Source organism: Cyanobacterium sp. IPPAS B-1200, from assembly GCF_001747005.2.
GTDB lineage: Bacteria > Cyanobacteriota > Cyanobacteriia > Cyanobacteriales > Cyanobacteriaceae > Cyanobacterium.
On record NZ_CP182899.1, the window covers coordinates 768,396 to 779,969 of the forward strand.

Annotated in this window: 11 protein-coding genes and 1 tRNA gene; 2 read left to right on the forward strand and 10 right to left on the reverse strand. The window is 37.8% G+C overall.

What is annotated here, in order from left to right; all coding sequences use genetic code 11:
- Window positions 1–83: 83 nt before the first annotated feature.
- The 3 genes from A5482_RS03450 to hemF all read right to left on the reverse strand — a co-directional run bounded on the left by A5482_RS03450 (window position 84) and on the right by hemF (window position 3,703).
- Entirely contained in the window at window positions 84–1,067 is a 984-nt protein-coding gene (locus tag A5482_RS03450) for a DUF1036 domain-containing protein (RefSeq protein ID WP_161486832.1), read from the reverse strand.
- Window positions 1,068–1,897: 830 nt separating this feature from the next.
- Complete coding sequence (locus tag A5482_RS03455) at window positions 1,898–2,419, reverse strand: photosystem I assembly protein Ycf3 (RefSeq protein ID WP_069791097.1); 522 nt, start codon at window positions 2,417–2,419, stop codon at window positions 1,898–1,900.
- Between the two features lie 252 nt (window positions 2,420–2,671).
- On the reverse strand, window positions 2,672–3,703 hold the full coding sequence (gene hemF, locus A5482_RS03460) for an oxygen-dependent coproporphyrinogen oxidase (RefSeq protein WP_069791098.1): 1,032 nt from the start codon (window positions 3,701–3,703) through the stop codon (window positions 2,672–2,674).
- A 208-nt stretch (window positions 3,704–3,911) separates the two neighbouring features.
- On the opposite strand from hemF, the gene A5482_RS03465 reads away from it, so the two are divergent.
- Complete coding sequence (locus A5482_RS03465; RefSeq protein ID WP_069791099.1) at window positions 3,912–4,394, forward strand: polyketide cyclase / dehydrase and lipid transport; 483 nt, start codon at window positions 3,912–3,914, stop codon at window positions 4,392–4,394.
- Between the two features lie 103 nt (window positions 4,395–4,497).
- Here A5482_RS03465 and A5482_RS03470 read toward each other — a convergent pair whose 3' ends face one another.
- Complete coding sequence (locus A5482_RS03470) at window positions 4,498–5,211, reverse strand: hypothetical protein (RefSeq protein ID WP_446684805.1); 714 nt, start codon at window positions 5,209–5,211, stop codon at window positions 4,498–4,500.
- Window positions 5,212–5,484: 273 nt separating this feature from the next.
- On the opposite strand from A5482_RS03470, the gene A5482_RS03475 reads away from it, so the two are divergent.
- Window positions 5,485–5,558: transfer RNA gene (locus A5482_RS03475), tRNA-Met, on the forward strand.
- A gap of 11 nt (window positions 5,559–5,569) precedes the next feature.
- On the opposite strand, the gene thyX is transcribed toward A5482_RS03475, so the two are convergent.
- The 6 genes from thyX to A5482_RS03505 form a co-directional block, all read right to left on the reverse strand.
- Window positions 5,570–6,361 carry an FAD-dependent thymidylate synthase gene (gene thyX / locus A5482_RS03480; protein WP_069791101.1) on the reverse strand — a complete coding sequence of 264 codons (792 nt, stop codon included), beginning with the start codon at window positions 6,359–6,361 and terminating at the stop codon, window positions 5,570–5,572.
- The gene (locus A5482_RS03485) at window positions 6,351–6,671 is read right to left on the reverse strand and encodes a nucleoside triphosphate pyrophosphohydrolase family protein (protein ID WP_069791102.1); all 321 of its coding nucleotides are present in this window, start codon (window positions 6,669–6,671) and stop codon (window positions 6,351–6,353) included. The genes thyX and A5482_RS03485 overlap by 11 nt, the downstream gene beginning before the upstream one ends.
- A gap of 220 nt (window positions 6,672–6,891) precedes the next feature.
- Window positions 6,892–8,028, reverse strand: a complete 1,137-nt coding sequence (gene ftsZ / locus A5482_RS03490) for a cell division protein FtsZ (protein ID WP_369816742.1) — start codon at window positions 8,026–8,028, stop codon at window positions 6,892–6,894.
- A gap of 303 nt (window positions 8,029–8,331) precedes the next feature.
- Window positions 8,332–9,366, reverse strand: coding sequence for an anthranilate phosphoribosyltransferase (gene trpD, locus A5482_RS03495; protein WP_069791104.1), 1,035 nt, complete (start codon window positions 9,364–9,366; stop codon window positions 8,332–8,334).
- A 264-nt stretch (window positions 9,367–9,630) separates the two neighbouring features.
- Entirely contained in the window at window positions 9,631–10,545 is a 915-nt protein-coding gene (locus tag A5482_RS03500; RefSeq protein ID WP_069791105.1) for an SPFH domain-containing protein, read from the reverse strand.
- 131 nt (window positions 10,546–10,676) lie between these two features.
- Window positions 10,677–11,099: an NfeD family protein gene (locus A5482_RS03505; RefSeq protein WP_069791106.1), complete on the reverse strand. Its 423-nt coding sequence runs from the start codon at window positions 11,097–11,099 to the stop codon at window positions 10,677–10,679.
- Between the last annotated feature and the right edge of the window lie 475 nt (window positions 11,100–11,574).

Below are 11,574 nucleotides of genomic sequence, written 5' to 3' on the forward strand. Positions count from 1 at the left end.
TTGTACAAAAAGAGCAATTTGGATTTATTAAATCCCCCAATTCTGGGGGACTCATATTACTCACAGTAAAATTTATTGACATCTCAACGAGAACGAATTCCACAAAATGCTTCCACACCACCAACTACTCCTCCCCCAGTACCTCCTGAGACAGCAGTTGCACTTGCACCAATCGCAGTCCGAACGCTGGGAGGTAAATTTGTGTAATTTTGACAAGCCCTCAAAATATTTCTTGCCACACGATCAGAAACAGATCTTCCCCTACGCTCAGTGAATTCTAATTGCATACTATGAACATATTTAGCAATATCTGGGCTGATATATTGTGTATTACTTTTAAACCTGATTGATTGACACGTAGGATCGGTAGTCGAACAGGCCGTCGGAATGTCAAAATGTTCAGAGACAAATAATTCTCTACCTACTCGATCCAAACCCACAACAGTTACTGTAGGTCTGGAAGCCCTAGTAATATGTCTTGATCTTGATCTTCCTTCTATATATAGTCGTCCGCCACGATTTAGAGTAACAGTAGCCCCACCAGTCGCTCTTGTCGATAAAGTGACACTCCGTTCCGCTCTCACAGTAGGTGCTGTTTCTGGTTGCATATAGTTTATGGGGTCTGGAGTAGGACTGGGATTTGGGTTAGGAGTTGGTGTGGGAGATTCGTCATTACAAGTCAAACCTTGAGTAAATTGGGTCGCTCCAGAACGAATATTCACCTCTGTCATCTGATATGTTCTCCCTCCAATATTTACAGGATGATCTCCACTCCAAACTCGACCAGAGTTATCTGTTGCTTCTGCATAATAGTAAAAAATTCTATTGTTGGTTACTACGCCCCGTAAACTAGTAGGACCTTCTTGTGGGTCAAAATTATACCAAGAAGCTGTTTCCCAGTCTCCTGTATTATTTCGAAATCGAACCGCTAAACGAATAGGGGTTGATTGACATCTATTAATAAATAGAAGTCTTATATTTCTTGCTTGGGCTATGGTGATAGAATTTGTCGGGGTCTGATTACTTTGAGATAAAGCAGTTGGTACTGTAACGAAAAAGAGACTCAATCCCAAAGATGTTGTGAGTAAACTTAAGGGCAGTGTAAAGCGTTTTTTCATGATAAATCACCTCCAAGTATACCCCTCGCTTAACAGTTCAATCTTTGAGTTTTCATTCAACCTCTGTAAAAGATGTTTCAGCTAATAAATATTTATTCAAAAAAAAAGTAATTTCTTGTTGAAAAATATATTTTTTACTGTTTTTATGCAAGTAGCATACTTTATTTTATTTTCTTATGTTCATAAATATATTGTAGCAATACTAGATAAAGTAGTACTATTAATAAATGTAAATAAATATTTATTAATATTGCTTTTTTTTATTTAATAGCTAATGTTTGAGAACAATATGAGAATCTCACTTAATAGTTTGAGCCTCAATTTTATAAAATATGCTTTCTAAATCTTTAGTTAGACAATTTTCTATTAACTAACCTAGACAAGATAATGACTCTGCTTAATTTGTAGTGTATAAAATAAATTAATATTGATTTATTTTACTTAATAAATATTTCCGATATTAAAAACATATATTCTTGAGACAACAGATCAATATGAAAATAAACAAATAGAGCTTCAGCCGATTAAGAAAATAAAAGTAACGGGGTATAAAGAGCCGTAAGAGCTAAAGTTTTGCTAATTTTACTATTATTCTTCATTGTTTTTCCTCTTCAATTACACTATCTAATTCTAACTATATCGCTTAAATAGAAAATAATATCAAGTGCAAACAATCTATTACACTAAAATACAGTTATGATTCTTAATCTGAAAACAAAGAATTAACAATGGACAATTAAACCTTTCATTATCCATTATCAATTCTCCATTATCAATTATTAAAAGAATACATCCATTTCAGATCTACCAGTGGTTTTGAGCCAGTTTTGAGCCTCTAAATAGCTATTCGGAGAGAGTCTAATGGCTTGTTTCCAATACTCAGCCGCTTTATCGAAGAAATCTTCCGCCTCATCTTCCCTTCCTTCTTGTTTGCATTTGTCTCCCTGAAAGTGGTACAACACCGCAATATTATTAAGGGCAGAAGGTTTACGGGGATTAAGTTCCAAACATTGATCATAATACCCTAGGGCTTCCTCTAGTTTACCGTTACTAGCATGGATTAAACCCATATTATATAGGATTTCGCTGCGATCGCTCGGATCATCCTCTAATCTCAATGCTTCCTCATAGTTTTCAAGGGCTTCGGCATATTCCCCATCGGCTTGGGCAGACATACCATCACGGTAATATACAAAGGCTTCCTTTGCTCTAGCATTAATAGGTAAAACTTTTAAGATAATATCCGCCATGACGGTAAAAGTTTTATCGATAAAATTATCATTTCTCTGAGATCTAGCCATATATTTAATTTATTAAAAATAAAAGATTTTCCTTGATCCTAATACAACAATTAATTATCTTGTGTTTAATTTTATTGCACAATTCCCTTACAAAATTAAGGCATTGGGTTTCAGGCGTAAACTAACGAATAGTAAATCAGGTGTTGCTTATTTTGTTTGAGTATGCAACATCATTAAAATACAGCAAATATACAATACTAGAATTATGATTACTATTGCCCATTGCCTATTCCCTATTGCCTTAATTATCAATTACTTCCAGTTTGCCCAATCTTGGGGCTTGAGGAAGACATCATATAACTCCGCTTCAGGGGTATTCGCTTCAGGGGTGTAACCATATTCCCAGCGCACCAAAGGAGGTAAAGACATCAAAATAGACTCCGTGCGGCCGTTGGTTTGTAAACCAAAAATAGTTCCCCTGTCATACACCAAATTAAACTCTACATACCGTCCACGACGATATAACTGGAAGTTTCTTTGGCGATCGCCATAATCCATATGACGACGTTTTTCGGCAATAGGCACATAAGCAGGTAAAAAAGTGCTACCGCAATCTTGCACAAAAGCAAAAATTTCCTCCCAACTCCGTTGCTTTTGAGGAGGTAACTGATTACTATATTGTGCCGCCGCCTTATCAGGGTGAGGGCCACGATAAATAGGATCATTTCCATCCTGATAATCAAAGAAAAGTCCACCCACTCCACGGGTTTCATCACGGTGTTTTAAATAAAAATACTCATCACACCAACGCTTAAACACATTGTAATATTCTGGATGGTGCTTATCACAAGTATTTTTAAAAGTAGTATGAAAATGTTTTGCATCCTCAGCGAAAGGATAATAAGGGGTTAAATCAGCACCGCCTCCAAACCACCATACAGGCCCCGCCTCAAAATAGCGATAATTTAAATGTACCGTAGGAATATAAGGATTTTTGGGGTGCAATACCATAGAAGTACCCGTGGCATAAAAACGATGTCCCTCAGCTTCAGGACGTTGTTTGAGAATACTAGGGGGAAGATTATCACCCCAAACCTCAGAAAAATTAACTCCCCCTTGCTCAAAGACATCTCCATCAGTCATTACACGAGATCTACCACCGCCACCTTCCTCTCTTTGCCAACTCTCTTCCTTAAATTTTCCCTTACCATCGAGAGCTTCTAAACCTTGGCAAATCTCATCTTGGATAGACTGCATAAACTGACTTACCCTAGTTTTTGCATCTTCAGGAGGAAAAGAAGTAGAATTGATGGGGTTAGTATTTTCTTTGGTCGCCGTATTCATAAAAATTTTTTTTAAAATTGCTAAAAATAACTTACAATCTATCAATCTAAACTGTAAGGGGTCTCTGAACTCGAAAATTTTGCAGTTCTTAATATTATGCAATAAAAAAACGCCTTCAGGGATAATTGGTCAACGCTAACCCTCAATAGTCTATTCCCGAAAGTGAATAAATTATCGGTCAATCATCAATTATCAATTGCTTACCACCATGACTTTTAAATTTTCCTTTAAACTACTTCTTGCAGATGGCGAAAAACTCTTATGCCAATGCTCTCTCTACAAAACTTACCGAGTAACAACAAGCATTCCTGTGGACGTAGTTTGGCATCGTTTGATTAATTTAGCAGATATGTCTTGGCATCCCCTATTTGTCAAAACAAGATTACCCAAAGGGTTGATACCAAAACCAGGGTTAATTTTTGGGGTAGTTACCCGTCTTACTCCCATTCCTATCAGGGTTTTTGTGGAGAATGTACGCCCCAAGGAATTTTTGAGTATTCGTTTATTAGCTATACCTGGTATCGAACAAAGAATTACTTATCAAATGGAATCAACTCTACGGGGCAGTTATATTGCCTATTCCATCACCCTTAAAGGGTGGCTTTCTCCCGTGATTTGGTGGTTTATTAAGCCCTATTCTGCTAGAGTTGCCTCGGAGTTAGTTAATGCAGCAGCTAAGTCTTTGCCTTAAAAAAACTTTGTCTTTCAAAAATTATTCTTGTCTGATTTCTCCATCACAACGGGAGTTGTTGAAAGAAAATCCCCGCTTATCCACAACGGGGGGTATTAATTAATTATTTCTCTGTACGGGAAGAATGACCAAACCATGATCTTTTTTCCTGCTCAACAGTGTATTTTTCTTGTAAAAGTTGAGTAACATCATTGATATTTCCTTCAGGTAATACCCAACCATTGTCAATATCGGGAAAATCTAATTGACAATTTTCGCATTTTTTATCAGAATAAAAGCGAATGGGACACCAAAAGGATTCGACATTACGCAACATTTCACTACCTAATGACCATACCCCCGTCATCCAATCACAATACAAACACCAAATCAAATCGTAGCCGATTAATCCTTCAAATTTTTGGCGAGAAACATTAACCCATTCTTTTGTTTCATATTTAGGTAACTTTACTAACCATGTCAAAGGCGGATACACAACAATTTCAGCAAGACGAACAAACCAAAATAGTGGAATAGCTAGGGCTGTAATCCATACGGCTAAATGATTACGCCATTTGCCTACCATGTGGCTTAATGTTCCGTGAATATTACTTTCGGGTCTTGTATGCAAAGATTCATGAAGTAGAATCCAAATCCAAAGACTGGTAAATTCGGCTAATAAGGAAATCCCTACCCCTTGCCAACGGGCTGTAAGTGAACCGATGAGGATAGGAACTAGCATAAAATATGATAGTGCTAAATCTATACCGGGAGCGTAGCAAAGTTTATCGGAAATTTCTTTTCCTATTACCCCTAACCGCGGCAATAAATACAACATAGATATGCCTAGCAGTAGAAAAATAACTAGGAAAAGGTATAGTTTTATTAACATTTATTTTTATTAATTAAGAGTGTAATAGTTTTCAGTATAAAGACAAAAAATAAGTATTAGTGTATATCAATAAGTTTTATGACATGGTGTTGGATAAGTAGTACTGTATCCCTTTATTTCTTATATTTTTACCGATCGCCCTTACACCCACATTTTGTTTTAGAACTAATTCCCCCTTGCATAATCTCAGAAAGTTTGTTATACTCGTAAGAGTGATGACGCGGGATAGAGCAGTCAGGTAGCTCGTCGGGCTCATAACCCGAAGGTCGGTGGTTCAAATCCGCCTCCCGCCATAAGATAAAGATTAAGGGGCTAGTAAGTTTTTACCTAGTCTCTTTTTCTTATATATTTCTGCCACTTCGGGCATCCATTGCTCAAAGTGATATAGCAATAGGGTTGCTAAGTCTCTAATCTCTGATTGAGCATCTTTGGGTAATCGTAGGTCACAAAAATGTAGTAAGCTACGAGCATTAAAGGACACTACAAAGTGTTGACGGATATTTTGGGTTAATATATCCCTTGCGTGTTCTGGGGCGTAACCATCATTATTGATTTTTTCGGCATAATAGGCGATCGCACTTTGAGTAAAAGCAATATCCTTATTACGAGTATCCTGAGAATAAAAATATTTATTCCCCTCTCGGTCAAAATAATGACCAATGGCACGAAAATAGAATAAGCTCTCAATTTCTTGGGCAATGACATCAAAATCAGCAGATTGGGCTTCTAACTCCTCAATTTTCTGGGCTAAATGTAAAATTCTTTGGCTGGTATAACGTTGAGATTGACAATCAAAACTTACCCCCACTCGATGGGTACGCGCCTGTACCATTACAGAATGGGGAAAATTGATCACATTAAAAGTAATACTAGGATGCTCAATGATGCCCCAGTGCATTTTATTTACACAATTACGGACAATTCTGCGTCCTAATTCCGCCTCAGAATAACTAGCTAACTTTTCATATTCCTCTGCCACAAAACTTTCGCTATAATCTTGGTGCATTGCCAAATAACAAAGCAAATTGGGGCGATCGCTTTTTCCCAAAACTGTCACCGCAAAACGAGGGTCTAATAACTGTAAATTATCGGTCATCTCCATCTCCTTGTAAAGTTTGATTTTCTTTTCTTTTAAGTAGTTTAGAAATATTAGCTTCCATCACTTCTTCAGGGTTTAACCCCAATTCATCACATAATCTTGCCCAATACCAAAGGACATCACCTAATTCCTTAGTTAATTTTTCTTGAGCCTTTTCCATGGGAAAATCCTTTCTAATATACTTTTTTACCACCCCACTAACTTCCCCAGCCTCCGAAGCTAATCCCAAGGTTAAATACTCCAAAAAAGTATCAGGAGGATAGATAGCCGTTTGTTTTGTTAACTCAACATATTCGTTTATATTCATAGAAAAAATTATCTCAACTTAATAAAATAAATACTCATTGTTTTTTCAGACACCACAATTCTGCACAACATTTAATCGGAAATATTTTACAGAATTAACCAAATCCTTTAATGACAAAGAATAAAAGAGATTGATTAATAAAATGGTCACACAAAAAGACAACAGACAAGTAAAGAAGTATCTCATTGTCCATTGCCTATTGTCAATTCTTAACTTTCCGCTAACGGCGAGGAAATCGACGACGTTGCAAAAACTCAGGAATATCCAACCCTGCTAGAGGATTAGTTTCCGACTCCGAATCCACGGGCTTTTCTTCCTCATCCTCATCTTTATTAGAAGAAGCTAGGGGAATACTAGGAGTAGGGGGAGAAATAATATTCTGTAAAGAATCATCAGAGACATTTTCTGCGGAAAATCCCGTGGCAATTACCGTTATGCGAATTTCTCCTTGCATACTCTCATCTATTACAGCCCCAAAAATAATATTAGCATTGGGATCAACAATATCGTAGATGGTTTCAGCCACCGTATTAACTTCATGGAGGGTTAAATCATTACCCCCAGTGATATTTAAAACGACTCCTTTTGCCCCCTGAATAGAAGACTCGATGAGAGGAGAAGAAATAGCCGCCACCGCACTTTCCTTTGCCCGAGATTTTCCAGAGCCAATGCCAATGCCCATTAAAGCCGAACCTGCATCCGCCATAACCGCCCTCACGTCGGCAAAGTCAACGTTAACTAAACCAGGAATAGTGATGATGTCGGAGATGCCTTGTACCCCTTGACGGAGAATATCATCGGCAATGCGGAAGGATTCTTGTAAAGGAGTCTCGGAGGGGATAACCGATAGGAGTTTGTTGTTAGGAATAACAATGAGGGTATCTACCCGACTTTGCAGCGCAGCGATGCCATCATCGGCTTGGGTAGTGCGTCTTCTGCCTTCAAAGGTGAAGGGGCGAGTAACTACGCCAACAGTTAGACAACCCATTTCTTTTGCTACTTCGGCAACGATGGGGGCTGCCCCTGTGCCTGTGCCTCCGCCCATACCTGCGGTAATGAACACAAGATCAGTATTTTCAAGGGCTTTGGCTATTTCTTCCCGAGATTCTTCGGCGGCTTTTTGTCCGATGGAAGGATTACCCCCAGCACCTAATCCTCGGGTGAGTTTTTGTCCGATTTGGAGGCAATAGGTAGCCATGGATTCGGTAAGGGCTTGGGCATCGGTGTTAATTTGCCAAAATTCTACCCCTGAGACGTTGCTTTGAATCATGCGGTTAACGGCATTACAACCACCACCACCGACACCAATCACTTTTATTTGAGCCACATTACTAGGTACTATTTGACGTGAATTCATATTAGTTTCAACGGGGGGAGTTTGAGCCTTGGGTTTTTGAGTTTTGGGGGGGGAGTTATTATTTTGATTCTTTTTGATTCCTGATGACTCGATTAGATATTTGGCAAGGTTGAGATCTGATTCATTCATTTTTATTTTAGGCTTATTTTACTTTGGTGTTAAGAATAAATACTATTTTTTTTAGTAAAAATAAAGGTTACATAAATATTTCAATTTTTAGGTACTAATAGCTTTACCTATGCTCACAAAAATTATAACTTAACCTATGGTATTTATCTTTTGGTGTGATATGTGTGGACAATTTTACTTTTGGGCAAAAAAGTTTACTAATTCTTGTAATTTGTCCCAAGCACTGCCACTTTTAATAATATTTCTGGCTTTTTCAATGGCTGTGGTGTAATCCCCTAGAGGGGTAATTTCTCCTACTTGTAGGGCTAGAGAAGCGTTTAAGACTACAGCATCGGTTTGGGCTTGGGTGCCTTTTCCTTGTAATACTTGGGTTAAAATGCGGGCGTTTTCTAGCACATCTCCTCCTTTTAAATCGGCGAGGGTGGCAGAGGTTAAACCTAATTCTTGGGGATTGATGGTGGTTTTATTTACTGTGGCATTATCAATAACTGTCATGTCGGTAATGTCTCCTAGCCCTGCTTCGTCTAGCTTTTCTCTGCCGTGAAGGGCGATCGCACGTTTCACCCCCAAACTATGAAGAGCCTGTGCCATGGGGTCAATAAATTCGGGAGCATATACCCCAATAATTTGCCCTGTAGGACGCAAAGGATTAACTAGAGGGCCTAATAAATTGAAAATTGTTCTGATTTTTAATTCCCGACGAATAGGGCCCACAGCCTTCATGGCAGGATGCCACCCGGGGGCAAACAAAAAAGTTACTCCTACCTCATCCAATGCCTGTTTATACTCTTCAATATCTCCATTTAACTTGACTCCTAGATGCTCCAAAACATCCGCTGAGCCTACCTTACTAGATGCCGAGCGATTACCATGTTTTGCTACCTTCACCCCTGCCGCTGCTGCCACAAAAGCCACTGCTGTAGAAATATTAAAAGTAGAAGAGCCATCCCCCCCTGTGCCACAGGTATCGATAACGGGTACAGAATGACTAATCAAATCTGATTGTAATGATTGAGATTGCAACACCTGAGCCATCCCTGCCAATTCAGCCCCCGAGACTCCCTTGGCTTGTATTGCCGCCAAAATGGCTCCTGAGAGTGCTGGACTAATTTCTTCTTTTAACCATCCTTCCATCAGGGTTGATGCTTGACTTTGACTCAAGGATTCTTGGGCGAGAAGTTGCTGTAATAATAAAGTCCAGTCTGTCATTTTAATTGATCGGGTAATTGCAATATTGGCTAAATTTTATCACCGACATTACACACTATCAACTTTTTATAAAAATTTTTGGCAAGGGTGTTAGGTATTTGGTATCAAGGGAGGCAAGGGGCTTAAGCCCCTTGTTAAGAAATTAAGAAACTACAAACAATTTATTTAGCTTAATTTCTCGTATTCACTTCCTTGATAGTTTGATAAAGGCTGGTCGTATTTTAAACCGGCAACCTAAAACCTAACACTGATTTACCCATTAATTTAAAGGCGGGTGTTACCATCTATCAAAGAATTCATCCCCTCAAGGGTAGATACAATACTACTAGGATCCATAAACATTACTTTACTACTTTCACTACTACCAATAACCTTACCCGTTTCTAAATATTGTTGGGTGAGTAAAAACTGGAGTGCTTTTTGAGCTAGAGTGTCTCCCCGTAACTGATTGACCACAATTTGCAAAGCCTCGGCGGTGGCTTGGGCTTGGAGGATTTGCTGTTGTTTTTCGGCTTCTGCTTCCAAAATAGCTGCTTTTTTCATGGCTTCGGCTTCTAGCAGTTTAGCTTCTGCCCTACCTTGGGCGGAGTTGATGGCGGAGTCTCTTTCTCCTTCGGAGGTAAGTATGGAAGCTCTTTTTTTCCTTTCTGCGGTCATTTGTTGTTCCATGGACTGTTGTACAGCCACAGAAGGAGTAATATCTTTTAGTTCTACCCGTAATACTTTAACACCCCAAGGGTCGGTGGCGATGTCTAGTTCTCGTAAAAGAATATTGTTAATTTCGGTTCTGGCAACGAAGGTTTCATCTAGTTCTAATTTACCTATTTCTGAGCGAATTTGGGTTAAAACTAGGTTTTGCATGGCGGACTGGAGATTTTCGATTTTGTAATAGGCTTTTTCCATATCCACGATACGCCAATACACCACAGCATCAACACTGATAGAAACGTTATCTTTGGTGATGCAGGATTGGGGTGGTACGTCTAATATTTTGTCTCTGATGGTATCTTTATAGACTACTTTATCGAGGAAGGGGACGACGAAGTTGAGTCCGGGGGACAATTTTTTGTTATAGCTTCCTAAGCGTTCGACTAAATATTCGTTTTTTTCGTTCACAATTTTGACACTACCGAAAATGGCTGAACCTGCTAAGGCTACGATAAAAAATAGTTGTTCCATGGGTCTTTATTTTTGATAGTTATTTTTATTTTAAAGATAAGTCTTTATTACTAAATAGTATTAGTTAGTAAGGTATTTTTTTGTTAAAAAGAAGTTAAGACTTCTGTATTTTTTTTGTGTTTTTATTAGGGTTAAAGTTTTCTGGGTAGTACGGATAGGGTGTTGCCATGACGACTAACTATATACACTTTTTCATCGGGATTTAGTTCGATGGTTTCGTCTGCACATACCGCCTGCCATGAATTTCCTTCATACATGACTCTTCCCATTTGCCCTGGGGCGATCGCAGTTATGGTCACCCCTTCATCGTCTTCTAATAATAAAAGTTCATTTTTTTTAGGAGAAAAATATTTTTTAGCCAAAAAGATTAAAGTGAAAGAGAGAATCATCCAAATGACAATTAGAGCATTATTGTAAGGAAATATAAGGGAAATACCTGCTACAATAAAAGCACTTAAACCCATCATAAATTCTACAAATGCGGTGGGAAATATAAGCTCCATCAAACAAAATAGTGAGCCTACGATAAGCCATAATAGTACGGGTGATGACATAGAAAACTATTTATGATTACTTAATTTTATAAACTGAAATTTAAAAAAGTAAACGTTAGCTATGGTGCATATAATTTATTTTTTTATGGTTATTTTTATTATATTATAAACTTTTTTGTTATTTTTGATGATGACGATCAGGTTCTATCTAAACTGAAAAAATGTTGTACTAAAGTGTTTTGTTTCTCTAAAAGTAAATCAAAATCCGTCATCATATTCCTAAGACCATGGGCTAAATAGTTTACTTGTTATCTCTATGATAATATGCAAAATTTATCTGAACAAAATTCAGAAGAAAGAGCCATATCATTATTACTAGATCTTTAACAAACTTAATATTATGTTAAAAATCTGACAAAAAAGATAGATCACTAATAAATATTCTTATAATATAAAGAACTAAAAATAGAGAGAAAAAGAAAGTTAGACTTAATATTTTCTTTATATTTGCACCAATCAACACCGACAATTTAGG

Coding starts and splice junctions, on each gene's coding strand:
- A5482_RS03455 (WP_069791097.1), bottom strand. CDS start 2,419: ATGGCTAGATCTCAGAGAAATGATAATTTTATCGATAAAACTTTTACC.
- hemF (WP_069791098.1), bottom strand. CDS start 3,703: ATGAATACGGCGACCAAAGAAAATACTAACCCCATCAATTCTACTTCT.
- A5482_RS03465 (WP_069791099.1), top strand. CDS start 3,912: ATGACTTTTAAATTTTCCTTTAAACTACTTCTTGCAGATGGCGAAAAA.
- A5482_RS03470 (WP_446684805.1), bottom strand. CDS start 5,211: ATGTTGTATTTATTGCCGCGGTTAGGGGTAATAGGAAAAGAAATTTCC.
- thyX (WP_069791101.1), bottom strand. CDS start 6,361: ATGACCGATAATTTACAGTTATTAGACCCTCGTTTTGCGGTGACAGTT.
- A5482_RS03485 (WP_069791102.1), bottom strand. CDS start 6,671: ATGAATATAAACGAATATGTTGAGTTAACAAAACAAACGGCTATCTAT.
- ftsZ (WP_369816742.1), bottom strand. CDS start 8,028: ATGAATTCACGTCAAATAGTACCTAGTAATGTGGCTCAAATAAAAGTG.
- trpD (WP_069791104.1), bottom strand. CDS start 9,366: ATGACAGACTGGACTTTATTATTACAGCAACTTCTCGCCCAAGAATCC.
- A5482_RS03500 (WP_069791105.1), bottom strand. CDS start 10,545: ATGGAACAACTATTTTTTATCGTAGCCTTAGCAGGTTCAGCCATTTTC.
- A5482_RS03505 (WP_069791106.1), bottom strand. CDS start 11,099: ATGTCATCACCCGTACTATTATGGCTTATCGTAGGCTCACTATTTTGT.